General features: G+C 35.6%; 30 protein-coding genes. 3 read left to right on the top strand and 27 right to left on the bottom strand.

Annotated features, from left to right (window positions below; all coding sequences use genetic code 11):
* Positions 1-108: 108 nt before the first annotated feature.
* The 10 genes from ACODS7_RS17625 to ACODS7_RS17580 all read right to left on the bottom strand — a co-directional run bounded on the left by ACODS7_RS17625 (position 109) and on the right by ACODS7_RS17580 (position 5,021).
* Positions 109-273 carry a DUF3954 domain-containing protein gene (locus tag ACODS7_RS17625; protein ID WP_016098383.1) on the bottom strand — a complete coding sequence of 55 codons (165 nt, stop codon included), beginning with the start codon at positions 271-273 and terminating at the stop codon, positions 109-111.
* Between the two features lie 71 nt (positions 274-344).
* Positions 345-611 carry a hypothetical protein gene (locus ACODS7_RS17620; protein WP_243168484.1) on the bottom strand — a complete coding sequence of 89 codons (267 nt, stop codon included), beginning with the start codon at positions 609-611 and terminating at the stop codon, positions 345-347.
* Positions 608-883: a helix-turn-helix domain-containing protein gene (locus ACODS7_RS17615; RefSeq protein WP_232482522.1), complete on the bottom strand. Its 276-nt coding sequence runs from the start codon at positions 881-883 to the stop codon at positions 608-610. The genes ACODS7_RS17620 and ACODS7_RS17615 overlap by 4 nt, the downstream gene beginning before the upstream one ends.
* Positions 884-913: 30 nt before the next feature.
* Complete coding sequence (locus ACODS7_RS17610; RefSeq protein ID WP_243168483.1) at positions 914-1,741, bottom strand: ATP-binding protein; 828 nt, start codon at positions 1,739-1,741, stop codon at positions 914-916.
* Positions 1,689-2,579, bottom strand: coding sequence for a DNA replication protein DnaD (locus tag ACODS7_RS17605; protein ID WP_243168482.1), 891 nt, complete (start codon positions 2,577-2,579; stop codon positions 1,689-1,691). Before ACODS7_RS17605 ends, ACODS7_RS17610 begins: the two co-directional genes overlap by 53 nt.
* A gap of 244 nt (positions 2,580-2,823) precedes the next feature.
* The gene (locus ACODS7_RS17600; protein WP_243168481.1) at positions 2,824-3,471 is read right to left on the bottom strand and encodes a sigma-70 RNA polymerase sigma factor region 4 domain-containing protein; all 648 of its coding nucleotides are present in this window, start codon (positions 3,469-3,471) and stop codon (positions 2,824-2,826) included.
* A 254-nt stretch (positions 3,472-3,725) separates the two neighbouring features.
* On the bottom strand, positions 3,726-4,046 hold the full coding sequence (locus ACODS7_RS17595; RefSeq protein ID WP_197235193.1) for a hypothetical protein: 321 nt from the start codon (positions 4,044-4,046) through the stop codon (positions 3,726-3,728).
* 341 nt (positions 4,047-4,387) lie between these two features.
* Positions 4,388-4,543, bottom strand: coding sequence for a DUF6906 family protein (locus ACODS7_RS17590; RefSeq protein WP_197235195.1), 156 nt, complete (start codon positions 4,541-4,543; stop codon positions 4,388-4,390).
* Positions 4,544-4,558: 15 nt separating this feature from the next.
* The gene (locus ACODS7_RS17585) at positions 4,559-4,747 is read right to left on the bottom strand and encodes a helix-turn-helix transcriptional regulator (RefSeq protein ID WP_023523419.1); all 189 of its coding nucleotides are present in this window, start codon (positions 4,745-4,747) and stop codon (positions 4,559-4,561) included.
* A gap of 67 nt (positions 4,748-4,814) precedes the next feature.
* Entirely contained in the window at positions 4,815-5,021 is a 207-nt protein-coding gene (locus ACODS7_RS17580) for a helix-turn-helix domain-containing protein (protein ID WP_098679599.1), read from the bottom strand.
* Between the two features lie 169 nt (positions 5,022-5,190).
* On the opposite strand from ACODS7_RS17580, the gene ACODS7_RS17575 reads away from it, so the two are divergent.
* On the top strand, positions 5,191-5,526 hold the full coding sequence (locus ACODS7_RS17575) for a helix-turn-helix domain-containing protein (protein ID WP_065485279.1): 336 nt from the start codon (positions 5,191-5,193) through the stop codon (positions 5,524-5,526).
* A 7-nt stretch (positions 5,527-5,533) separates the two neighbouring features.
* On the opposite strand, the gene ACODS7_RS17570 is transcribed toward ACODS7_RS17575, so the two are convergent.
* The gene (locus tag ACODS7_RS17570; protein ID WP_243168480.1) at positions 5,534-5,686 is read right to left on the bottom strand and encodes a hypothetical protein; all 153 of its coding nucleotides are present in this window, start codon (positions 5,684-5,686) and stop codon (positions 5,534-5,536) included.
* Between the two features lie 254 nt (positions 5,687-5,940).
* Positions 5,941-7,134 (bottom strand): AimR family lysis-lysogeny pheromone receptor, encoded by a 1,194-nt coding sequence (locus tag ACODS7_RS17565; protein ID WP_065485281.1) that lies wholly within the window; start codon positions 7,132-7,134, stop codon positions 5,941-5,943.
* Between the two features lie 810 nt (positions 7,135-7,944).
* On the opposite strand from ACODS7_RS17565, the gene ACODS7_RS17560 reads away from it, so the two are divergent.
* Positions 7,945-9,045: a tyrosine-type recombinase/integrase gene (locus tag ACODS7_RS17560; RefSeq protein ID WP_243168479.1), complete on the top strand. Its 1,101-nt coding sequence runs from the start codon at positions 7,945-7,947 to the stop codon at positions 9,043-9,045.
* Here the strand turns inward: ACODS7_RS17560 and sph are convergent.
* From sph to bdhA, 4 genes are all read right to left on the bottom strand, one after another.
* Complete coding sequence (sph, locus tag ACODS7_RS17555) at positions 8,984-10,030, bottom strand: sphingomyelinase C (protein ID WP_243168478.1); 1,047 nt, start codon at positions 10,028-10,030, stop codon at positions 8,984-8,986. The two genes, ACODS7_RS17560 and sph, sit on opposite strands and share 62 nt — an antisense overlap.
* Before the next feature lie 76 nt (positions 10,031-10,106).
* Entirely contained in the window at positions 10,107-10,958 is an 852-nt protein-coding gene (gene cerA, locus ACODS7_RS17550) for a phospholipase CerA (RefSeq protein ID WP_043935143.1), read from the bottom strand.
* Positions 10,959-11,211: 253 nt separating this feature from the next.
* Positions 11,212-11,556, bottom strand: a complete 345-nt coding sequence (locus ACODS7_RS17545) for a potassium channel family protein (protein ID WP_000948207.1) — start codon at positions 11,554-11,556, stop codon at positions 11,212-11,214.
* 119 nt (positions 11,557-11,675) lie between these two features.
* Positions 11,676-12,728: a (R,R)-butanediol dehydrogenase gene (bdhA, locus tag ACODS7_RS17540; RefSeq protein WP_000645827.1), complete on the bottom strand. Its 1,053-nt coding sequence runs from the start codon at positions 12,726-12,728 to the stop codon at positions 11,676-11,678.
* A gap of 225 nt (positions 12,729-12,953) precedes the next feature.
* Between bdhA and ACODS7_RS17535 the strand changes: the two genes are divergently transcribed.
* Positions 12,954-14,108, top strand: a complete 1,155-nt coding sequence (locus ACODS7_RS17535) for an MFS transporter (RefSeq protein WP_043935145.1) — start codon at positions 12,954-12,956, stop codon at positions 14,106-14,108.
* Positions 14,109-14,124: 16 nt separating this feature from the next.
* Here the strand turns inward: ACODS7_RS17535 and ACODS7_RS17530 are convergent, their stop codons facing one another.
* The 11 genes from ACODS7_RS17530 to ACODS7_RS17480 form a co-directional block, all read right to left on the bottom strand.
* Positions 14,125-14,454: a hypothetical protein gene (locus tag ACODS7_RS17530; RefSeq protein WP_000964465.1), complete on the bottom strand. Its 330-nt coding sequence runs from the start codon at positions 14,452-14,454 to the stop codon at positions 14,125-14,127.
* Between the two features lie 21 nt (positions 14,455-14,475).
* On the bottom strand, positions 14,476-14,817 hold the full coding sequence (locus tag ACODS7_RS17525) for a hypothetical protein (protein WP_000665754.1): 342 nt from the start codon (positions 14,815-14,817) through the stop codon (positions 14,476-14,478).
* Between the two features lie 318 nt (positions 14,818-15,135).
* Positions 15,136-17,535 carry a M6 family metalloprotease immune inhibitor InhA2 gene (gene inhA2 / locus ACODS7_RS17520; protein WP_001252976.1) on the bottom strand — a complete coding sequence of 800 codons (2,400 nt, stop codon included), beginning with the start codon at positions 17,533-17,535 and terminating at the stop codon, positions 15,136-15,138.
* Positions 17,536-17,918: 383 nt separating this feature from the next.
* Positions 17,919-18,566: a fructose-6-phosphate aldolase gene (fsa, locus tag ACODS7_RS17515; protein ID WP_098629129.1), complete on the bottom strand. Its 648-nt coding sequence runs from the start codon at positions 18,564-18,566 to the stop codon at positions 17,919-17,921.
* Positions 18,567-18,600: 34 nt separating this feature from the next.
* Positions 18,601-19,527, bottom strand: coding sequence for a ribose ABC transporter substrate-binding protein RbsB (rbsB, locus tag ACODS7_RS17510; RefSeq protein ID WP_000758975.1), 927 nt, complete (start codon positions 19,525-19,527; stop codon positions 18,601-18,603).
* A 14-nt stretch (positions 19,528-19,541) separates the two neighbouring features.
* Positions 19,542-20,477: an ABC transporter permease subunit gene (locus tag ACODS7_RS17505; RefSeq protein ID WP_001074641.1), complete on the bottom strand. Its 936-nt coding sequence runs from the start codon at positions 20,475-20,477 to the stop codon at positions 19,542-19,544.
* A 2-nt stretch (positions 20,478-20,479) separates the two neighbouring features.
* Positions 20,480-21,964, bottom strand: coding sequence for a ribose ABC transporter ATP-binding protein RbsA (gene rbsA / locus ACODS7_RS17500; RefSeq protein ID WP_064532095.1), 1,485 nt, complete (start codon positions 21,962-21,964; stop codon positions 20,480-20,482).
* Between the two features lie 18 nt (positions 21,965-21,982).
* Positions 21,983-22,378, bottom strand: a complete 396-nt coding sequence (gene rbsD, locus ACODS7_RS17495; RefSeq protein WP_000716151.1) for a D-ribose pyranase — start codon at positions 22,376-22,378, stop codon at positions 21,983-21,985.
* The gene (gene rbsK / locus ACODS7_RS17490) at positions 22,375-23,271 is read right to left on the bottom strand and encodes a ribokinase (RefSeq protein ID WP_224981531.1); all 897 of its coding nucleotides are present in this window, start codon (positions 23,269-23,271) and stop codon (positions 22,375-22,377) included. Before rbsK ends, rbsD begins: the two co-directional genes overlap by 4 nt.
* Positions 23,272-23,284: 13 nt before the next feature.
* Positions 23,285-24,256 (bottom strand): ribose operon transcriptional repressor RbsR, encoded by a 972-nt coding sequence (rbsR, locus tag ACODS7_RS17485; RefSeq protein WP_243168477.1) that lies wholly within the window; start codon positions 24,254-24,256, stop codon positions 23,285-23,287.
* A gap of 137 nt (positions 24,257-24,393) precedes the next feature.
* Complete coding sequence (locus tag ACODS7_RS17480) at positions 24,394-26,007, bottom strand: MDR family MFS transporter (protein WP_243168476.1); 1,614 nt, start codon at positions 26,005-26,007, stop codon at positions 24,394-24,396.
* Positions 26,008-26,024 lie beyond the last annotated feature (17 nt).

Here is a 26,024-nt window from a genome sequence, read left to right as displayed (position 1 = left end):
TTCAAAGGTTAGGAACTGAACAATTGTTAAAATATTAAACGTAACTTATATAGCTTCTCCACTTACTTCTGGTAACCTCCCATTCCATTTCTGTACAAAATTCAAATTTCATTTAAACTTATTCGTAATCGTTGTTTGTGTATGAGACACTTTTCCCTTTACCCAATATAAGACTTGCTGTCCGTAACCGCTCTTTGGGGGTTCTTCAAAGTTGATTTTCCCATCCACCACAATATAGATGCCATTTGTTTTCATGTCTATTTCTCTTTTCATCTATGTTTGTTCTCCTTTGCATAGGCTTGTCCATTTTAGGAAATTCCTGCGCTCTCTTGATAAAAATACCCTTAGTCCAACTCCATAATTTCTTTCAATGTTCGATTAGACACATATACTTGAATGATTTGAATTCTCCCGTATGTTTCTTCTGCTTTTTCTTTTGCTTCAGCCTCTGCATTCACTTCAAACCAACGTAACTTCTGTTTTTCATCTCGGTCAAAAAATTCTACTGCGTAAGTTGGTGTAACCAAATGATTGGAAAGGAATTGTTCAGACGTACTGCATGCGGCATACTCCATGGCTCCTACAACATCTTCAAAGGTTAGCTGTTTCATGCCCCTAACCCCAACGCCCTTTTTCCAATCGCACCTTTTCTTGCTAAATCCATAATCAGTAGCGCAACTTCATCTGGATCACGTTGCATTTTTTCGCCAATTGCGAACACACTTTCATTGTTGTTCCATGCTTCTTTCACTTGCACTACTTCATCTTCATCCCACAGCATGTCTAGTTCTTCTAAAGCAATGTACAAGTTACGTCGCTCATTCTTCATGTACTTTCGTTGCTGAGCTAAAATTGTATAGTTTTCTAACTGTAAATCCGTCATAAGCCTACACTCCTCTTCTATTGGCATATATTAAGAACTCTCTCCAAAACGCTGTAATCTTTGTTTAGCAATCTCTCTTCGATAGCTTGTTGCTTTATTTTCAATTGTCAAACTCGTTTCCACCATACGATCATAAGATCGCTTCCCCACTTGTTGTAACATTTCTTTCGGCTTTAAATTACTTGTATACAAAGTAGGCATCTCTTTTCGATAACGTCCATCAATGATATTAAAAATCTTTTCTTCCACCCATTCCGTCGCTTTCTCAGCTCCGATATCATCAAGAATAAGTAAATCGCATTCTAATAGTGCTCTCATAATTTGCGCTTCATTCTCCTTGTTTTCACTGTTAAACGTACTACGGATACGTTGAAGCAATTCTGGGACACTTTGAAATACGACGATGTATCCTTGCTCTGTCAATGTTTTTGTAATGGCGGCTGCTAAATGTGTTTTCCCATTGCCAGGTTCTCCCCATAACCAAAGTGATTCTCCTTGCCATCCTGGAAAAACTTGCACATATTGTGTCGCTAACTGGCACGCCGTCTCTGAACCATTTCGCTCCAGAAATGCTGAGAATGTACTTTTATCAAAACGATTTCCCACGTTATGAATGCTAAATAGCTTTTCAATTTCCCTTTTCTTCGAGAAATTTTGATACTCTCTTATTTTCGCTTCTGCACGCTCTACTACACATTCGCACGTGGGAAATACTTTATTTTTTATTCGTAATGCTGGTACTTCTACTACGATTGCTTTAATAAAAGCGCTACAGTGTTCACAAGTATAACCTTCGTCGCCCTCTTTACAAGCCGATGTATTCAAAATCCTCGTCATCGCTCTTCCTACCGCTTCCATGATTTTTTGCCCCTTTTCTAGCATTCATTTGGATTGTTAGTTGATCAAACTTTTCACGTAGCTTTTTAGGAGATAAGATGTTTCCTTGCCAAAAAAAATCTACTTGGCACCAATCAATCACATCTTTTATCTCTTGTAATTCACGTTGATCCTTTTCACGCATTAATCTAAAATCATTAGACCAAGAATCAAAATTAGGTTCTTTTTGCTTCGGATTATTACTTTTAATTTTTTCAAACAAATATTTTGCTGCATTGACGTCGCAAGTTTCAAACTTGTGACAATACTTCTTTTTATTTGTAGTAATCTCTGTAGTATTCTTTGTATTTGTCCCACGTTTCAATGTGGGAGCCTCCTCCGTTTTAATGCGGGAGCCTCTCTTGTTATAATGTGGGAGGGTGTCACTTTCTGATGTGATAGGGTCTTGATATAAAATAGATATTTTTTCAATACTCTCCACGATTGGTTCTACATACATCACGTTGTTATGCCTCATTCCGTTAACTATGATCGTACGAAATTCAATTGCGATTAATTCTCTTTTCACTAAGTATTTGCACGCCTCTAATACTTGTCTTTTGGTAAAACCAAATGAATCAGCTAATTGTTGATAACTTTTTTGAAGTTTATCTGCTTTAAATTTTTGTTTATACTGGATTTCATTCGTTCTTTCATCCTTTATTTCAGTTGGTTTATACCAATAAAAAATCTCGCTAAGTATTGTAATTGCAACCATATAGGGCTTACCGTTTTCTAAAGTGATATACTTAAACCACCCCTGATCTAAGGTGTTACCTTGGAGGTTTATTCTTGCGACTTTCAGCACATTGATATTCATCCCCGTCACCCTTCTCTAACCAACAATTTTTCTAGATATTTTTACTCTCTAGTTATTTCATATTTCTCGACCAGATAGATTGAATATTCTTTCTTTTTAATCTTTTATTTTTTATTTCTTTCTGTTACAATCATGATTAAATCGTATTCTTTCACGAATTACCCTTTCTCTTGATCTGTGAAAACAGGTCTTTTTTGCATCTCTTATGCAACATGTGTTATGATGAACAACACATATGTTTTTATTAGATTACCAGCCCCAACTGGTGGTTTCTCTTTATCATCCTTTTCCCTGAAAAAAAGGATTTTTGTTTCATTGGCTTATAATTTGGATTCATTTTTAAAAATGCACGTGTCTTTTTCGTATGAACAGTAGATTTTTTCATCTCTAATTTCACAGCAATCTCCTGTTCGGTAAAACCATATCCAACATGCATCATAATTGTTTTTTCCTCTTCTTCCAATATACTTGTGACTTCCTGAATTCCTACTGATACCATTACTTCTTTTTCCACATTAATTGGTGATACGGCATAAAATCCATTTTCTGCTTCCTCCTCTCGATGCAAATCAATCGAATGAATATTCATTTTATTCCTGTCCTCATAACTCACTCGTCTGCTGATTTTAAAAGGCGTTCCTTTCAAGTGAATTTCATCACTCATTGCCCATTTCATGCCTTTCATCACGTATGCATTGAATGTATCTACTCTCTCTGGATCAGACTTCACACAATTCTCCCATAAATACATATGGCCAACTTGCATTAAATCATCCAACTCCATATTATTCATTTTTGCAATCTGCCTAGCTCTTGCGATACTTCTAAATTGTTGCTTTATTGCTGCAATTACTACATGTTGTTTTTCTTCAAATAATTCTTGTGCCGTCATTTCCTTTTACCATCCTTTCTTGTTTTTAGTTATCATAGTTTGCTATACTATAAGAGCATTCCGGTTACTTAACTCACTCCTGTTAGGTATACTGTTCTAGACTGATATTGCCGATGAGAAGACCTAATTCTAGGTCTTTTCGTCATTCTGGAAGCATTTACATGAAGATAATTCAGAATATATCTGATATACTAACTGTGATGAAGGTCAATGCAATTCAAGTAGTATGACTTATGTACAGAAAGAGTCCTATTTTATAGGACTTTTTCACATGTAACTGATTTCCTACAAAGCGTACTAAAATGTGTTCTCTCCACAACTGAAGCATCAATCCCTCTACTTCTTAAATGTGCTACAATCCCTTTTATATGCGTACGTTCCTCATCATACTTTTCTTTTGCACGATAGAGTGCCGCCAATTCCCTTCGAGCTAATCGAGCTTCTTTGATCCAGATGCAAAACTGATAGGGATTATTCTTTTTTAGCGCTTCGACTTGCTTCTTTTCACAGTGCTGTAAGAATTCATCGAGTATTTGTTTCTTTTGTAAGTCTTTTGTTAGAACTGGTTTAGTCATGATGGTTTCTCCTCTTCTTTACATACAATAGCACACATTAATTGGACACTTTTACCAGTTTCTTTTTAAAAGAATTCATGATAATTTAAAAATAAATAGAATACTTTGACACTCATTTAACTTGTATTCTATTGCATAGATACCATATTCTCATTAACCGCCCATTAGATGGTATCGGAAAGCCCTTTATAGGGCTTTTTCTTATGATTCATGCATAATTGCATATTATTTATCTATGTAGGTTTAGAAAAGTTATGCTATAATACATTCGTGTAGAATACTCACATTCCATGTTGACGGCTCTAGCATTCCGCTAGAGTCCTTTTTCTTTTTCACAAACCCTACGCACTTGGAATAACTCGTCTTGAGTTCGTATGACGATGCACCAAATGTAGTCGTCCATCTGCTTTCTTATAGATCAACCAATTTTCTGGATTTAACTTATACGAGTTAATATGTATCTTCTCTCGCTTCGTTGGTCGTTTACCGTTTTTCACTTGTTTCCTCTCCCTCTATTTCTCAAACAGCTCATCCACTGTTGTTTTGAAGTATTTTGCTAGTTTTTGAGCCTCTTTTAGGGTGAAATCACTTTTACCGTGTTCTTTAGCAAAATAGGTTCTCGGTGCAATGTGAATCAAATTCGCTGCTTTTTCTTGTGTCATGCGTTGTTCTTTTCTAGCGATGTATAGGTTTTTATGCATGGGGATCGCTCCTTTTAAAAATAATTTCTAGATTCTACAGTTTAGGTTACCTCTGTTAACTATAAAATTAAAAAAAATCAATAAACAACTCATCTATAGAAACCTTAAAGATACTTGAAATCCCCAATAACTTCGCAGTTGTGGGTTGCAATTTACCATTTTCCATCAGGTTAACTAAAGAATGACTGCAATCTAATAACTCTCCTAATTCTCTCTGTGAAAAACCTTTATTTTTCCTTAATAAATAAAGCTTCTTACCATTAAATTTTTTCATCTTCATCCCCCTAAGTTACTTCTGTTAACATCATATGACAAAATACTTTCTTCTGCAAACCTTTTTTATGTACTTTAATGATTTTACTAAAAAAGCATTGCTTCATTTACTTATTTTAGTTATTATAATCATAGAAATGTTTAATTCAGTTAACCGGAGGGTGTTAGTAATGGTAACATTAGGAGACCGTATCAAAGCGATTCGTACTAAAAAAAATATCTCACAACAAGAGTTAGCAGACGCTTTACATGTTAATCGTTCTGCAATATCCTTATACGAAACTAATAGAAAAAGCCCTTCGAGAGAAAATACCTATAAAATAGCTACCGTATTAGGTGTATCGATAGATTATTTATTAGGTTTACAAACCGAGCCTTCTTTTCAAACTGAAAAAATTAATTCTGAAACTGCCCAACTTATGAAGCGTCTTGATAATATGCCATCCGAAACAAAGCAAACGATTATAAATTTAATTGATGACTTACTTAAAATACACGAAAAATAAACCATGATTATTGAGTATTAATCATGGTTTTAATTTTATTGACCATATGTATAAACTCTTCATCCTCACTAAAAATTTGTTCCAGTACTAACATCGTTTTAATTTTTTCATCTACATTTTTCCATTCCTGTTGAATTTTTTCCCCGTTTACTTTATTCATATTATCTAATCTCCTCTATAAACGATTATCTCAACACCTACTGTAAATTAGCCCCTTTTCTATAATTTTATTACTAGTTCCGATAAAAATCTTCAGATTAACCAAAAAACAAATTGTTTTTTTTCAGCAAAATATATTGACAAATAAAAAACCACTTAATGAGATTCATTAAGTGGTTCCCTATAATTCAACCGCCTGGCCGAACATCCATATAATTAACAGATTTACCTAAATTTCTTTCTTCTAATCCCTTATTAGAGACAAATGGTATCAGTATTAAAGTCAACATCGCTGAAAATATCAATATTTGCTTCTTCAAACTCATTCCCTCCAACCTCTTGTTTATAATCCATCATCCACTTAATTATAGCAGAATCTTCCCCACGCTTATATAATTCTCTTGCGCTTAAACTGGAAAAAAGGTAATTACCTTGAGTAAAGAATTGCTGAAGACATTTATGTAAGCTTTCATTTGATCCATCTTTCATTGCCCTAAATAAAACAATGAAATCTTCATTGTCTTTCTGATAAAAAACTTGAGCATATTTATCAACGTCAGCCAATACACTAGCCATTCCTTCTGTTTCCGCAGCATAATACATTTCTACCATTTTCATATTATAAAATGCTTCATTCTCGTAGCCTTGATCACCAATCCCTTTAGATAAATCATAACCTTCCTTTAGCATTGATAAACATTTCTGCTTATCTTCAAGTAAATAAGACATGCCAATTATATATGATGCATCTGAACTAGCCTTGAGGCCAACGTTTGCATTTTTAATAATATAAGCATATTTTCTCGCCATATCCCTATTATTTGAGCGCAGATGTACAGGCGCTAAAACCTCATATACCTTATAAAAATAGCAATGTTGGATAAAATCTTTGCGCCCACCGCTTAACTGTTTCAGCCCCTGCTCTACTTCTTTACCAAGTCCAATCATCATTGAGAACTCTTTAGAAAAATAGTAACCATAACATTTCATAATACTAATTAATATTCTCAAACAACAATCCGTAGGTTGGCGTAGGCTATTTATTTCTTTAATCAGTGATTCCCCATCAATCTCTCTTAACATATATCGATACAGTATTTCATAAACGTCCACAAATTCCTGAATACTCCCTTTATCTTTTCGATATTTTCCTATCAAACGCTTTAACAATTCCATATCCCTGATAATCGAAGCATACTCGAAGCTTTGTTTGATTAATTCAGTGGTATCAACTTTCAAGCAAAAATCACGCATGGTAGTTTTGTAGTTTTCATCAGGCAACGTTAATACTTGCGACAATTTCAAGAGACCGCAAAAACTAATGGTCCCACTTTTTTTGAACTTAGACATATATTGAGGACTTACTCCAATAGCCTCAGCAACACTCGCATATGTTAACTCAGGTCTACTGTCAATTAATTCACAAACTTCAACATGTAACGACTTCAAAGTAATCTTTCCTCCATTCAGTATAACATAAAAGCCCTCAGCTTTAATTTTCTCAATACAGGACACATTCTAAATTTACTAGGTGTGTGTTACACTGACGAGGAACTCGTATGATGCAAATGTTTGTCCTAAAGTAGCTAGGATGAACGGTGTGAGAAGTTTTGTAGGATGCACCTCTTACACACGCTCTGCGAGTTTTTATGTTTGAATTTATTTTGTTTTTTATGATTATTCTGTCTAATTGACTAACAGAAACCCCTATACTGTATACAAGATTAATGTTATCACGAACCTACATTCTCTTCCAACCCCTTACAACTTGATAAATATATGTCTCGAGAAATTTGTTCTATTTCCATAAAAATATCTTGGAAAATTTTCCATTTTTAATGAATATTGGTTCATTTTTATTATATTCTACCGAAATTAAATCCAGAAGCCAGCCAATTTCGATTCTAATTACAATATTGCAATGAACAAATTCGTATTTTTCTCAATATGTGTCAACCTATTTTTATGGTATTATGATTTTATCCTTACTTGTATCATCCTGATTGGTGTCCCTCACCAATCTCCCCACTAATCCTAGTGGGGAATTTTATTTTTTGAGTATTTTCGGATTTAAATATGCTATACTGTTTTAAACGGCAATTTTATTTTCATGTAGGTAATATGTTATTAAAATTAAAGTGGTTAAAGTCAAAGAGAGGCTCTCAATTTATTTTGGGAGCCTTTTCTTTTGGTAACAAACAAGTTATAATCTACTCAATAATTGAATCATCAATCTTTATACATACAGGAGGGATTCCTATGGTGATCTACAAAGATAAAGAACGTGGAACATATTTCTTCGTTGTCAGAGTCCGTCAGTTTGATGGTACTCAAAAGCAAGTAAAGCGTCGTGGGTTTAAAACAAAAAAGGAAGCACGTGAAGCGGAAGCTACAATGTTAGTTGAAAAAGAAACGAACTCTAGTTTAACTTTTGCTCAAGTTGCGGATAGTTATTTTGATTGGTATTGTCAGAGGAGGAAACAGTCTTCAATTAACACCATTAAAGCCATCCTGGAAAATCATTTACTAGAAAAATTCGGGAAATCAAAAATTAACAATATAACTGCTAAACATATCATGGTCTACCAAAACGAAATTATTCATAAGTATTCAGCTGTTTATTTAAAAAAGATTCATACCGTGCTGTCCTCAATTTTTAATTTCGCAATAAAATTTTATGGTCTCACAAGTAATCCTGCGAGAATTGCTGGCAACTTTGAAAAAGAATCGAATAAACGATTAAACTTTTGGGAATTTGATGAATTTAAACAATTCATTCATGTAGTAGATGATTTACTGTATCAAGCTTTTTTTACGACTCTTTATTATAGCGGGGCAAGAACTGGCGAATTGCTAGCCTTAACATGGGCAGATATTGATTTTGAAGAAAAATCGATTGATATTAATAAAACCAACTATAACAGACAAATTACAAAACCCAAAACCAAAGCATCAAATCGCATTATTATGCTACCGTCTCTTGTCATAGACTTATTAAAAACATTAAAAGAACATGCTACATTAAGGGCAACGATAAAAAATGATTACATTGTATTTGGTGAATTTTACACAAGTATAGCGACAGCTACCCTTCATAAACGTTTTGCCAAATATATTGTTGCTTCTGGAATACCCAAAATTCTACTTCATGAATTTCGACATTCCCATGCATCATATTTAATAAATATAGGGGTAAGTCCACTGGTGGTAGCCCAACGCCTAGGACATTCGGATGTTTCAACAACGTTAAATACATATAGTCATTTATATCCGTCAAAACAAGCGGAAGTGGTTGCATTTATGGAACAAGATTTATCATTTTCGTTACCAATTTGTGACCTAATCTCTTTAAAGAGTTGATAACGTGCGCTTCACAATGATCAGAGTAATCATTATACGTATATTTTTGGAACCACGATGTAACAGTCCATTGTGGAGATTTCGGCTGTAACACCTTATTCGCTATATACGATGGGTTCGCATGGTCTTTGCTTGCAATAATATAATCTAAATATTCGGCAGGGCTATCAGGGAAATTATATTTTGCAATACTGTTTGTCGTTGCATCCCAAGTCGCTGTATGTCCAGTATAAGATGGTACAGAAGCGTTCAATGTTTTAAACATAGATGCATACTCTGAATCATTATTGTTCTCTGCATTTATTTTATTTACGTTCATATCACCACCAATTAACACATACTCATTATTTGGTATATTTTTATTTTTAATAAAATCTTGAATTTCTTTTAATTGGTTCGTACGTACAGATGCTGGTGAAGTTTTTCCGCACATACTATCTTCAGCCTGCAAATGCGTCCCAATCACGTGAACGAAACGATCATTTTTCTTAATTTTCGTGTATACAAATCCTTTATTCGATAAATTATCTGGCCCGCATCCTTTTGCAAATACATATTGAATCTTTTCAGCGATTGGCCATTTGCTCACAATCGCAACGCCACCATCTTCAGGAGTTGAAGATGAATAGTTTCCTAACGTTTTATCCCATTCGCTTCCACTACTACGACCTAATACTGCTGTTTGATTTGGATATTCTTTCTTCAAATTCCCTAATAAACGATCTGAAGCACTATTATCAAACACTTCATTTAATATAACAACATCTTGATTCTTTATATAATCTGCCGCCCCGATTAAATCAGCACGCTCATTTTGTCCCCAGTTCGGATATAAGTTTGTTGATAGCATATATACATTATGCGTCATCACTTTTAATGTATCATTTTGATTTGTAGATGCTTCTGCTTGAGCTGACGTTCCGCTATATAAAGCTCCTAAACCAACCCCTAAGCTAAGTACACCTTTTAGCAATTTACCTTTCACGTTTCATACCTCCATGTATTGTATAGTGATAAAAAGGCCAAATACTCTATTCTGAGATTTGACCTTTTTCAAATACTTAACGATTTCCGTACGTATCAAACCAAAGCTGAATGTATCCAGCAGTAACACGTTGTGCATCCATTAAACGCTTACCTGTCATTGGTGTAACTTCAGCGCGCCATTTATCTGCATATTCTTGTGATACAGCAGCTCTCACGAACCAATCTTTCGTATTATCATTTACAATGCCAGCGTAATCTTGTTTCGCAACTACTGCCGCTCCATGAATCCAATCTTCTGGATTCGTACCTTTCCAGTTCCAATATCCATTTCCATCCGTTACTTTATAATTATCTTTTATCGTATCTACAAAGTTTTCATATTTAGAATGGAATCCTTGTGGATACGAAAGGTTCGTAAAGTTTGCCGCATGCATCGGTTGGTTTACATCCCCTAAATAATGAAGAGATAATCCTAAATAGAAGAATGCTTGTTTCATATCTTTATTTTTGTAAGACTCACCAGCTAATTTAAAATATTTAGCTCCAGTTTCCTTTGCCTGCTTTGCATACGGAATATAAGTTTTCCCATTGTCAGGATCATAGAAATGTGAAGCAAATGTGCTATTATCATAATAAGGATTTTCATAGTCAGCAGCATAAATACCGTTCTCTAACTCAGTACGCCATTCATTTAATAGTGCAACTCGCTCTTGTTTTACAAGTGTTGTATTACGAGACATAATATCAACTGCACGGTTTACAATCCATAAATGAGAATTCACGCCTTCTTTATGTTTATCTTCAGCAGACCAGCGCGGAATAACTCCAAATCTCTGTCCCCCATCATTTTCATGAGCAAATGCAACACTTTGTAATGGAGCAACTAATGTAATAGCTGCCGCTAAAGCAAGTACTTTCTTTTTCATATAAAATCCTCCATTTTATAATTGAATTATTGTAAACATTTTGTTAGGATCCTATGATGTCGTCCGGTTAACCTATGACTAGAATATCCCACCTTTCACGAAATTTCTATCACTAAATTAAAATATGCAAATGTTCATATCATTATAACTTTATACACAGTGAATATAATGAATGAATACACTTTCATTTTAATAAACTATTATTAAGGCTTGTCTAAACTAATGTAAAAAAAGAGTAAAGCACCCACATGCTTTACTCTTTTTTTCTATTCGATAATATACTTGGCAATTGTACATTAACTGCTAACTTATGAATAAATCCAAACACTAATCCAATCCCAATAAATATGTATAAGATTGTAAATATCTTTCCGAAATCAGTTTGCGGACTAAAATTCCCATCACCGACAGTCGTCAACGTGACCACACTAAAATATAAAGCGTCAATAGGACGTAACCCTTCAACTGTACTATAAAAAATCGTACCCGATATTAAAGTCAAAATTGTTAATATGAATAATACTTGAAATTCTTTATCTTTCCACGCTCGTAAACAAGCTCTTAACATTCGCTTTAAAGTTAACAAAAATGAAAGCATTAGATTCTCCCTTCCAAACAAAAATACATTTAGTCAAAGGAAAGTCTATCACCTTTCAGTATAGAAAAAAAGTAGCCCTCTTCTATTTCTAGAAAAGGGCTACTCTTTTCGATTCTATCTTATTTAGGTGAAACAAGAATTTTCACTTGTGTTTTATCTTTTACAAGTGCTTCAAATCCTTCTTCAACAACTTGATCCACTGTAATTTTTTTCGTAATTAATTTCTCTGCTTGAATTTGACCAGAGCTAATCAATTTAATAACAGCTGGGAAAATGTGACGGTATCCTAAAATACCAATAACTTCTTTTTCTTTTAATACTAAGTTATTTGGAGTAATTGTTGCGTCTTTTTCCCATACACTAACAATTACAGTTTGTCCTTCGAAGCTTGTACTTTCAATCGCTTGACGTAGTACAACTTCAACACCTGTTACTTCAAAGCTAACATTTACACCTAAACCATTTGTTAAGTTACGAATCTCAGCTAACACATCTTGAGTTGCTGGATTTAATACATAATCCGCACCTGCTAATTTCGCTAACTCTTGACGTTCTTTAGAAAGTTCAACTGCAATAACAGGAGTTGCTCCTGCTGCTTTAGCTGCTTGGATAACAAGAAGTCCAATTGGACCGCAACCAAATACCGCTACAGCTTCCCCTTCTTTTAATTTACTTTGACGTACTGCATGAACTGCTACTGCTGCTGGTTCTACAAGCGCACCTTGTTCATACGTCATTTCATCAGGAATGTGATGAACCATATCTTCTGGTACTACTGTATATTCAGAGAAACCGCCGCCTTCTCCGCCAAGACCGTGGAAAACAAGTTGTTCACAAACATTGTAATGTCCATGTTTACAAGCTTCACATTTACCACAAGAATAAATTGGTTCTACAACAACGCGGTCTCCCACTTTATGAGATGTAACTCCTTCACCAATCTCTATTACCTCACCACTAAACTCATGACCTAAAATAACAGGTGCTTTCACATGTGTTAATGGATGTTCTTCTGTTGGAATAAAAATAGGCCCTGCTAAATATTCATGCAAGTCTGTCCCACAAATACCACACCATTTAACTTTGATTTTCACTGTTCCTGGTTTTACTGTTGGTTCTGGTACTTCTTCTACTCGTACATCACGTTGATTATGCCAAAGTAGTGCTTTCATTTTATACATCCCTCTCTATGTATATACTTAACCTGGTGAAGTTTACGATTCTATTATAATACTTCTATCCATATATTTCAAAAAAACAATCGCATTTTCACTAATTTTTTACAAATAACGTTCAATATTTTGTCACTTTGTACTTTTTTCCACATCTGTTAATTCAATTTCATTGCAGGTGAAATTAGCATTGTGCCATAATAGCATAGGAGAGGTGAATATCGCTTGAAATATTTTATTTACTTTATCGTTATCGTGGCATTTTTAGATACATTTTCACAATTACCTATTATGAGTACTTTCGCTCAAAGCCTTGGAGGAACTCCTCTTATTATCGGGCTAGTTGTCGGTATGTACTCATTCGCTAATATGATCGGTAATATTATTGCTGGAGCCGCTGTCGATAAATTTGGTGCAAAAAAAATCCTTTATATAAGCATGGGAATTACGAGTTTCATAGTCTTGTTATACACCGTTGTTCAAAGTGGTGAACAACTATTAGTTGTTCGCTTTATGCATGGATTTAGTGATGGCTTTTTAATTCCTGCTGCCTTTACATTTTTATCAAAACAAACAAATGCAAAAAAACAAGGAAAAGCAATGGCTCTATCTGGTGCTGCTGTTGGAACAGCGGCAATCGTCGGACCTGCTTTCAGCGGTATTATGAAAGCAACAGCTGGCGTAGAATGGGTCTTCATTACTATTTCTATTTTAATGGCTCTTGGTACAATCGTATCTCTATTCTTCTTACCAAATAACGTATCAAGAAAAGATACATCAAGAACGCAAATGATGAACAAAGAAGATATGGTTGAACTTTTAAAATCAGAACCGTTATTACAAGCATATATTGGTGCTTTCACATTAATGTTTTCACAAGGAATTGTCACTTATATGTTACCAGTAAAAGTTGAGGCATTAGCGCTTAAAGCATCTACAACAGGCATGATGTTAAGTGTATTCGGTATAACTGCTATCCTCTTCTTCTTGCTTCCAACAAATCGTATTTACGATCGATTTAATCGTTCGAAACTAATGCTAATCGGAATTGCAGTTATGGCATTCGCATTATCTTTACTCGGATTATTTGCTACAAAAGGTATGCTCTTTATCGTAATGATGATTTATGGAATTGGATTCGCGATCCTCTTCCCGTCTATTAACGCTTTACTCGTTGAAAATACTACAGACGATAATCGCGGAAAGGCATTCGGATTATTTTATGCCTTCTTCTCATTAGGAGTTGTTGCTGGCTCCTTTACAGTCGGCGCAATCGGAGCATCACCTAGCGCTAGCTTCATTATCGGGACAGCATTTTTATTAACATTTGCTGGGATGATTTATGTAAGAAGCAAAGTAAAAAAGACAATGATGGGATAATCCATCGTTGTCTTTTTTAAAATGCATATTGATATAATCCATAATATAATGGAAGCGTTGGAATAATGCCAATTAATTTAAATATAAAAGGTAATGGCTCATCTCGCTCTTCATATAAACGAAAAACAAAAACTGCAGTTAAAGTCCAAATGACGCTAAACAAGAAGATACATTTCCAAACAATCGAGGTTAATATTTGTATATCAAATACAAAACCAAAGAGCCCTATCCACGTAATAATAGAAACTACAAAGTCAAACTTTTGAATTGGCGTTTGAAACATGCCCCTTACTAACGAAATAATAGCTAACATTGCTACAATAACTAAATATATTTTCCAAAGCATAATAATAATCTCCTATTCAATTCAACTTTTAACTTTCAATAAGCCGTATTTAATAAACAATATAGCATTATATTTTTCATAGAAATAATACAATGGATAACAAAATAAAAAGAAAATAAGTACAGTTGGTACATTGTCTACAATAGAAAAATATTTTACTAGTAATTCCTTAATACTCTCTCCAATAATAATAAACAATGGAATTATACAAATCATCGCTAATATTAAACATGGCGTTACCCTGATTTCTTTCAACTTCACCTTACAATGTGGACACCTTAATGAAAAAGGATGCGGGAGATCAATAATATGCTGTACAGTAATATCCCCTTCACACTGTGGACATTCAATAACTTCTTTCATTTATCGCTTACTCCTTTCTATCTATAAAAAGAGCCCTATTGAATAGAACTCTTTTTTGCCCAATATATTACTTTTGTGTATAACCAAATAACAATGTAAATAAATTGAGCCGTAAAGGCAATAATACATCGCTTCTTTTAAAAAGAAAGTTTATAAATACCGACGATACTTCGACAATTTCCTCGGAAATATTTCCTTTCCCCACATAATTTGATACACTACACATGAATAAACACTTGTATTACATAAACTAAAATAATAACTTACTGTACAAATTAAAAAGCACACTCTTCATATGAAGAATGTGCTTTTATGTTATTAACGTTTAATCCAAACAGCGCCTGCCGATTTATCTTCTGCCTGTCCAACAACTTGGAATTTAAGTCCAAGGTTTGGAACTTTTCTTCCTGCATCTGCAATTTGCTTGTTACTATATACTTTTGAATCATCAAAAGTTGTAACACCTTGTAATCCAGAATAGTTAAACTGACCACGTGTTAATGAATTTACACTCCATGCTGGTGTTTTATCAAATGAAAATGCAGCATCTGCAATTTGCATGCCCGTATTACCGTATGCTGGTTTTCCGTTTAAATTACCAACTAGCGCTTCTGGATGAGAATCTACAACACCAAGGAATCCTTCACCTGGATGCACCCCAACCCAGTTATCTTTGAAACTATCATCTGCATACCAAACGACAAGACCTGTATTATACACTGGACCTTTTCCTGCTTTTAAACCATTATCTGATCCCGCATAGTTTCTCCACTCTAAGTAGTAATAATGAGCTTTCTTCTCTGTCCCATCAGAAACAACAAAACCATTTAAATTCATTTTAGACTGTCCTTCTGCATCATCAGAAAATACAACTTGTCCATCAACAGTTACATTTACATTGTCCATCGCAAAACCTTTATATGTTACAGCTGGATCTGTAATATAGTCTAATTGTAGTTTCACTTTTTTGCCTTTAAATTGACTTAAATCATATGATTTATCAATCCATTTCCCATCTGTTGTATCTTTATCTCCTTGGACTACTTTTTCTCCAAGTCTATCAATTAATGTTTTCGTTCCATCTTCTGTTACTGCATGTACTTCGACGAAATCGCACTCTGCTTCTAACTCATAATTTGCTTTATAATCGAATTTTGCATTTGTTCCTTTTGTTAAATCAAAGAATGGTGTCTCTAACGTTGTATGCATATCATCGCCTCTTGTACTATAATATGCATGCTTTCCAAACTCCGGTTTAATCGTTTCAACACTTTTACCTGGTAAGTTAACACGTACAACGCCTGGACGATTTGATTTCGTAACACTTTGATCAATATAGGTAGGAACTCCCACACCACTCTTAATTTTATCGTAATCTACTTCTAATATTTTTGCCCAGTTGCCACCCATATTCTTTTGTAAGAAATCTTTATTTTGTGGTGAAAAACTTGTCGGCTCCGTTCCTGCGATTTTTCCTGTCCAACTACCTCCACTCATTAATGACCAAGCTTCGACAGGTGAACCATTTCCAGTATATTTCGTGTCATATTCATCTGGTAATCCAAGATCATGTCCAAATTCATGCGCAAACACACCTACAGCTCCATCTTCTGGTTCAATTGTGTAATCATGTGCTGCTACTTTTCCACCAAAGTAATCTACTTTTGATTTTGTACCTTCAATCGCTACTGGATCTACTGCTAATTTTGAACGATGTGACCAGATCGCATCATCACCTAATTTACCACCACCTGCTTCTTGACCAACACCAGCATGGATTACCATTAAATGATCAATTACACCGTCAGGTTCATTTTGATTCCCATCCCCGTTTGTATCATACCTATCAAACTGATCAAACTGAGATAAATCTAGTCCTTTCTCAGCAGCTGCATGCAAAGCTTCTTTCACTAAATCACGTGCACCTTTCGGACCTTTATTATCATGACCACTGCTACCATCAGCTCCATAATCAGATGCTTTTCCTGGAACTGTTAGCCACTCCGTTACATATCCGTCTGTCGTATAACTACCACCAGACTGCTCTTCATAGTATTGTTTAAACGTTTTTACTTTTGAACCATCAAATAATGTATAAGGCTCCTTACCGAACAACATCTTTTGATAATGTTCTCTACTAAAGTCTTTCGAATACATATAACCTGGTGTTTGATCAATATTATTATGTTTATAATCACTAAATTCAACGAGTAGCACTAATACTTTATCCGATCGAACAGATCCTTTATATGGAGCTTGCTTTGCTTTTGAAGTTGGAACTTGCCCATTTAATTGCTTTTTATTTGGTTCTGGCTTTTGCTCAAGATTAATATTTTTTTCAGTCTTTTTTACATTTTCCTTTTCTTCCATCTTTTTCTCTTTTACTTTTTTTGTGAAATCAGACGTTTCTTGTGAGTGAGCATCTGGAAGAATTTCTTTGTTCGCCTGATCTCCTTGTTTCTTTTCAATATATTGCTCGACAGCCTTTTTCGTCTCTTCTTTAGAAGATGCTGGATTAATTGTTCCTCTTTCTTTCAAAGCTTCCGCTAAACGATCTTCTTGAATTAAATTGTAATCAATTGGCGTTGTAGACACATTCTCTTTCTCTTTTGCTGGCGTTTCTGCATATGCTAACGGCGCACTCATTACAGATGTGCATCCGATAATTGCTGCAATTGCTAATGATGACAACACTTTAAATGGGGCTTTTCTTCTCATTCCATTTCTCTCCTTTTATAAAACTTAAAATTCAGATAAATCGGTGCGTTTTTGTCGAAATCTCTGTTTACTACCCTCCCTATATAAAAAGACATAAATCTATAAACATTAAACTTTCTGTTATAGAATCATGCCCTCCAGTTTTCTGGTCAGACCCTCTATCTGTTTATCCCTTGGTTCAACTAATAATCAGTGTGCTGATGAACAAAGCCCCCACTGATTAAAGTTTCACTTTATATCGAAATATGAAAAATAAAGAGTTATGTGATATATATTAAATATCTTATATAAAAAATTTAAAAGACAATATGCAAAATTGCATGAAAATTCTTTTAAATAAAAAAAGAATCCTAGTCAATTAAACTAGGATTCTTGATTTTCTATTATTTCTCTTTTGTTTTTTCCCAATCAGCTAAGAATTTCTCAATTCCTTGATCTGTTAATGGGTGCTTCACTAATGAAGCAATTACGTTTGCTGGGATTGTTGCAATATGTGCACCGTTTAATGCTGCATCAGTTACGTGAACGCTGTGACGTACAGATGCTGCAATGATTTCTGTTTCGATGCCATGAATTGCAAAGATTTCTGCGATTTGACGAATTAAATCCATACCGTTATGACCGATATCATCTAAACGACCTAAGAATGGTGAAACATATGTTGCACCAGCGCGAGCTGCAAGTAATGCTTGAACTGCTGAGAATACTAATGTAACGTTTGTACGAATTCCTAAATCTGAGAATGCTTTTACTGCTTTTAAACCTTCTGTTGTCATTGGAACTTTTACAACAACGTTTGGAGCAATCTTCGCTAATTCTTTTCCTTCTTCAATCATTTTATCAGCTTCTAAGCTAATTACTTCTGCACTTACAGGTCCTTCTATAAAGCTGCAAATTTCACGAATACGCTCATGGAAATCTACGCCTTCTTTTGCTACAAGTGATGGGTTTGTCGTTACTCCAGCTACTACGCCTAATGCATTTGCCTCTTTAATTTCGTTAATGTTTGCTGTATCAATAAAGAATTTCATTTGTTATTCTTCCTTCCTAATTTTCATTTTATATTTATTTATTTTTCTTAATAAGCTCTAATTCAATCGGAATAGATTTGTCCACTTTTTTACCTTGTGTTATCTCTTTTGCTGTTTGCATCGCCTTCTCTCCGATTAATTCCGGTTTTTGAGCGACTGTTGCAGCCATACGCCCATCGTTAACCGCTTTCACAGCATCTTCTGTTGCATCAAATCCAACAACTACCACATCTGTTTTTCCAGCAGACTTCAATGCTTCAAGTGCACCTAATGCCATCTCGTCGTTATGCGCAAACACGGCTTTAATATCACCATTTGCTTGCAAAATGTTTTCCATAACAGATAATCCTTTCGCTCTATCAAAATCAGCCGCTTGTTTTGCAACTACTTTTAAAGACTTATCGGCTACGTTATGGAATCCTTTCCCACGTTCACGAGCAGCAGACGATCCAGGGATTCCTTCTAACTCAGCAACGTTTGCTCCTTCGCCGACTAATTCACGAATGTAATCACTAGCCATTTGACCACCTTCGATATTATTAGATGCAATGTGAGAAACAACCTTACCTGAATTCGCAACGCGGTCTACTGTAATAACAGGAACATTTGCTGCATTTGCCGCACTTACCGCTGAAGCAACAGCATCTGAATCGGTCGGATTAATAACAACTACATCGACACCCTTTTGAATTAAATCTTCAACATCGTTCGTTTGCTTCGCTGCATCATTTTGCGCATCAACAGCAATCAATTCGATGCCGCTATCTTTCGCTTTCTTTTCTGCACCCTTTTTCAAAGTTACAAAGAAGGGATTATTTAAAGTTGAAACAGAGAATCCAACTTTAATAGTTTTATTTCGACCTTTATCGCTAGAATCCTTTGCCCATTCTGGTGGTTCCATTGAACAACCAGCAGTAATGACCATAATACATGCAACGAGTATAAGTAACCATTTCTTCATGAACTGTCCCTCCATTACGCTTCTTTTCGGCGATCAATTAATACAGCTAGTAAGATTACAAGTCCTTTTACAACTTGTTGGAAGAAAGAAGATACACCTAATAAATTTAAACCGTTATTTAGTACACCGATAATTAGTACACCGATGAATGTACCAACAATCCATCCTCTTCCCCCAGAAAGACTTGTTCCACCTAATACAACTGCTGCAATTGCATCTAATTCGTAAGAAGTACCTGCAGTCGGCTGTGCAGAATCTAGTCGTGATGTTAAGACAATACCTGCAAGCGCTGCCAAAATTCCGGAAAGACCGTAAATCATTACTTTAATTCTCGTAACATTAATACCTGATAGTGCTGCTGCTTCTTCATTTCCACCAATTGCAAATGTACGACGGCCAAATGTCGTTTTCTTCAAAATGAAGTACAGTACTGCGAAAGCGATCATCATTGTAACAGCTGGTACCGGAATACCAAGAAAATAACCGCGGCCAAACATTTGGAACATTAAATGATCACCAAGACCAGTGATCGGACGTCCGTCCATATAAACAAGCGTCAACCCACGAAAAATAGTCATTGTTGCTAAAGTTGCAATAAATGGAGCTACTTTTCCTTTCGCAATGATGATACCGTTTACAATTCCCATTACAAGACCTGCTAATAGTCCAACTGCCATTGCAAGGAACGGATCCATGCCACTTGCCATCATTCCAGCAACAAGTGCACTTGATAATGCTAAAATAGAACCTACCGATAAGTCAATACCCCCTGTTAAAATTACAAAGGTCATTCCGAATGCAATAAGCGCATTAATCGATACTTGACGCAGTATATTAAATAAATTTGGAATTTCAATGAACGCTGGATTTAAAGCTGTAATTACGACGATAATTAATACTAAACCGATTAAAGAACCGAGTTGTTGTAATACATTCCCCTTCTTAGCCATCCTTACTCTCCCCCTGTAGCTAGTGCCATAATAGACTCTTGTGATGCCTCATCTTTCCCTAAAATGCCGCCGACTTTTCCTTCATGAATAACAAGAACTCGATCACTCATCCCTAAAACTTCCGGAAGCTCAGATGATACCATAATAACGGCATCGCCTTGCTCTGTAAGCTTATTCATGATAGAGTAAATTTCTTTTTTCGCTCCAACATCTACACCTCTTGTTGGCTCATCTAAAATGAGTAATTGCGGATGAATGCCTAGCCATTTTGCGATTACAATCTTTTGCTGATTTCCACCAGAAAGAGATTTCACTGCCTGCTCTCCGCTAGATGCTTTCACATTAAGAAGCTTCATCATATCTTCTGTAAACTGTTGTTCTAGCTCGTTGCTCAGAACACTTCCCTTTGAAAGACTTTCTAAATTCGGTAACGATAAGTTTTCTCGAATTGAGAAATCTAACACTAACCCTTCAGATTTTCTATCTTCTGTAATGAAAGCAATTCTTTGTCTAATTGCATCTATCGGACTATCAATCTTTACTTCTTGTCCATTTATAAAAATTTGTCCAGAATCTAAAGGTTCATAACCAAATATCGCTTTCATAATATCAGTGCGACCAGCCCCCATCAAACCAGCTACACCAAGGATTTCACCTTTCCTCACTTGAAACGAAACATTTTCAAATTTCCCTTTCTTCGTTCCGTTACGCATTTCAAAAATGACATCACCAATTTGACTATTTCGCTCTGGGTAACGTTCACCAATGCTGCGCCCCACCATCATACTCACTACTTCATCAAATGATGTTTCTGGAATTAATCTCTTTCCAACGTATTCTCCATCACGCAAAATTGTAATGGCATCACATATTGAGAAAATCTCTTCCATACGATGCGAAATGTACACGAATGAAACACCTTCTTTACGTAACTTATTGATTACTGTAAAGAGCGTTTCGATTTCACGATCCGTCAGTGCCGCAGTAGGTTCATCCATAATAATAACGCTCGCGTTTGTCATTAACGCTTTCGCAATTTCGATAATTTGCTGTTGTCCAACCGATAGTTCCTCTGCTAACATAGCACCTCTTACATGCAATCCTAGCTCTGCTAGTTGCTGCTGCGCAATCGCGTTCATTTGTCGAGTGCGTAAAATACCTGTTTTCCCATACATTAACTCTTTACCAAGAAACATATTTTCAGCTACTGTTAAATTCGGCAATATGTTTAGTTCTTGATGTATAAATGCGATGCCGTACTCTTCAGCTTCTTTCGCATTTTTAAAGGTGCGCTCTTGCCCATCAATCGTGATTGTCCCATCATCTTTTTTGTATACACCTGTTAAAATCTTCATGAGCGTTGATTTACCCGCTCCATTTTCCCCCATCAATGCATGGACTTCTCCTGTTTCAATCATAAACTGTGCATTCTTCAAAACAGGATTGCCATTGAACGCCTTTGAAATGTTTTTCATTTCAATATGCATTCCCATCACTTCCCTTTATTAAAAAATCACGCCTGCATGTAAAATTACATTTGCATAAGGCGTAGCCTCGCCTGTACGAATAATCGCCTTCGCTTTCTTTGTATGCTCTTTAAATTGTTCATGAGATACATACTCAAATGCTGGTTCTATTAATTTTTGCTCGATCTCTTTATTTACTTCCGCATTATTTATAATGACTTCTTCTGCTAACGTCACTTTTTCGATTGCCATATCATCAGCTACAACTTGTAACACCTCTAAAAAACTCGGTTTTCCAATCTCAACAGCTAAATCAATTCGTTTTACTCCATCCGGAATCGGTAACCCGCAATCAGCAATTACAACCGTATCTGTATGCCCAAGTGAAGCAAGGACTGCCGCGATTTCACTGTTTAATACACCATGCTTTTTCATCCAACAATCACCTGCACTTCACGTACTCGATTTCTCGTTGGCATACCGCCCTGTGCTCCAAGTTTCGTTACAGAAAGACCACCGGCAATATTCGCGAAACGAATTGCTTTTTGAAGTGTCTCTCCTTCAGAAAGTGCAACTGCTAACGCACCATTAAATGTATCACCAGCTCCAGTTGTATCCACTACATCAACAGCAATGCTAGGAACATGTACAATCTCCGTGCCATTATGGAAACGAACACCGTTAGAACCTTCTGTCATCAATAATTTATTTGGATACTTCGCCAATAAATCTTCAATTGGTGATGTAAAATCATCTAATACAATGCGGCACTCATGTTCATTTGGCGTAATATAAGTTGCTTTTTCTAAAATTTCTTCTGATAAAACTTGTGCTGGCGCTGGATTCAACATAACAGGAATATTATGTTCCTCACAAATAGCCAATACATATTTTACTGTTTCAAGTGGAATTTCTAGTTGAAGAACAACCATATCCGCTTTTACAAGAAGGTCTTTGGAGCGATCTACAACTGACTTATTTACAAGAGCATTTGCCCCTTGTACGACAACAATACTGTTATCTTCTTCTGCTAAAACGATATGAGCAATTCCTGTCGTTCTATCTGTAACCGGTACCACATAATCGATAAAAATGCGTTCGTTCTCTAAATTTTTTCTAACTACTGTTCCATAATCATCATTTCCTACCGCTCCAACCATTGCTACATTTGCTCCTAACCTAGCTGCAGCAACTGCTTGGTTTGCCCCTTTCCCTCCTGGGATTGTATGAAACGCTTCACCAATTACTGTTTCTCCTGCTTTCGGCCGTTTTTTTGAAACAGCCACTAAGTCCATTGAAATGCTTCCTACTACTGCAATATTTGGCATCTGTTTCATCTCCTTACTTCGTTGTATTTCGTTCTATAATTTCAATCGGCAAACGATAGTGTTTCTCTTCTAATGTATTTCCTTCCATTTGCTCTAACAACAACTCTGTTGCAATTTTCCCCATTTCATATATCGGTTGTGCAACTGTTGTAATAGATGGATACATCATTTCTGTTAAAGAAATTCCATCAAATCCGATAATTTGTAAATCATCTGGAATGGCAATCCCCTTTTGAAGTACAGCCTTTACAATACCAATCGCAATTAAATCATTCCCAGCAACAATACCATCAATATGCGGGTATTCTTCTAATAATTCCATCGCTACACGCTCACTATTTGCTGGCTCAAACGTACTCTCCGCAATCATATACGAAAGGTTATTTTGCGTAATAACGTCTACAAAACCTTCAAAACGTTCATTTGCAGTACTCACATCACGTGGACCGCGAATATGTGCAATATGTTTACATCCTTTATCTAGTAACAACTTTGTCGCAGCCTGACTTCCTGCATAGTTATCTGCATATACAGTAGGAATACGCTCATTAAACATACGGTCAATCGCAACAACCGGGACAGATAAATTCATGTAATTAACACTATTTTGTGGATTTGTTGCTACAATAAATCCATCTACATTATTTTGTCTAAGTACATCAATGTATTGTTTCTCTTTTTCTAAACTTTCATCAGAGTTACAAAGGACAACTGTGTAACCTTGTTTATGTGCTACATCTTCTACGGCACGTGCAACTTCTGGAAAGAACGGATTCACGATATTTGGAACAACTAAGCCAATTAAACGAGACTTTTTATTATACAGTGAACGCGCTACTGTACTAGGCTTATAATCTAACATCTCAATTGCACGCTCTACCTTTTTTAATGTATCTTCGTGAACATATCCATTTTTATTTAAAACTCTGGAAACGGTCGCAACAGATACTCCCGCTAATTTCGCAACGTCTTTAATCGTACTCATTCTCTTTTCTCCTCATTTCATGTAACCGTTTACAGAAAATAATATAACGTATTTCTAAAAATACGTCAATCATTTCTCACTAAAAAGCTTTTAAGGTTATACTCAAAAAAGCACCGCCATAAGGCGATGCTTCTTCATTACGAGTATGATACAGTTTTTTCTTTTTCTTCTACAGCAGGCTCTTCAGCATCTTTTTTACGATCTGATAGTTTAATTTTTTGTAAGAAAATCGTAAAAATGGCACCTACTACGATAAATACTAATCCTGTTAAGAATACAGTATGAAGCGAGTCTACTAAAGAGTTTTTCAAAATAGGTACAATGCTGTTAGCAAACGCTTCTGGCATTTGTTTTAATGCCTCTGGGCTAAATAGCATCGAATATAAACCTTGTGAATCTGTGTGAATCATATCTTTAAATTTCGTTACCATTTGTCCCGCTTCTTTCGGGAATGTATCTAATACAGGTACTAATTTATTTGTTAACGTTGTACCTGAAGTGTTATTCATAATTGATCCTAAAATTGTAATACCAAATGTTCCACCAATTTGACGGAAGAACTGACTTGATGACGTTACGACACCAAGGTCTTTTTTCGGGAAGCTTTCTTGTAACGCTAATGTTAATGTCGGCATTACAAGACCCATTCCTAAACCGATAACCATCATATAAGAAGTAGCTGTAAGCTTCGTTGTGTGCATATCCATCGTTGTTAATAACCAGAAACCACCGGCCATAATAAGCATACCTGCGATAATTTGTGGTTTTACACCAACTTTTAATACAAGTTGCCCACCGATAATACTCATTACAATCATTGTAATCATCATTGGAGTCATAATTGTTCCTGATTCAGCAGCACTTACTCCTACAATACCTTGCATGAAGAATGGTACGAACATAATCGCGCCGAACATTCCAATACTCATAAAGAATCCAATCGCATTCAGTATTGTAAATGTGCGATTTTTAAAGAAATGCATTGGTAAAATCGGCTCTTCAGCTTTCGTTTCAACAATAACAAAGCTAACGATACCAATTACAGCTAGTGCGAATAAACCGATAATTTGCCAAGAATCCCATGCATAATCTTTTCCGCCAAACGTTAGCGCAAGTAATAAACTTACAACACCTAGAATCATCGTAAAGATTCCAGCGATATCAATTTTAATTGGTCCTGTTTGTTTATGTGATTTTAATCCCATTGCAATAAAGATTGTTGCTAAAATACCAACCGGTAAGTTAATGTAGAATACCCATCTCCAGTTCACTGCATCTACAATCCAACCACCAACTTGTGGTCCAATTACAGAAGCAAGACCGTATAACGCACCAAAAATACCTTGCCATTTCGCACGTTCTTTTCCCGTGAACATATCTCCAATAATAATCATAGCCATTGGCATCATAATACCGCCACCAAGACCTTGAATACCACGGAAAATAATTAATTCTGTCATACCATTCGCCATACCACATAACGCCGAACCAATCATGAAAATAACTAGCCCTGTTATATATACGTTACGACGACCAAGTAAATCCGCTAATTTACCTGCAATTGGTACAACTGTCGTTGATGTTAACATATAAGCTGTCGTTAACCATGTCATTAAACTTAATCCGCCTAGGTCACCGACGATACGTGGCATTGCTGTACCAACAATTGTTCCATCTAATGCAGCAAATAGCATCGCGATTACTAAACCGATTAACAACAACTTTCTATTTTGATTTTCTTGTTGCTCCATGTAATCTCCTCAATTCC

The sequence above is a fragment of the Bacillus sp. FG16 genome (assembly GCF_057809515.1).
The sequence above is the reverse complement of the archived record's forward strand: the minus strand, read 5'-3'. Positions and strand labels throughout refer to the sequence as shown.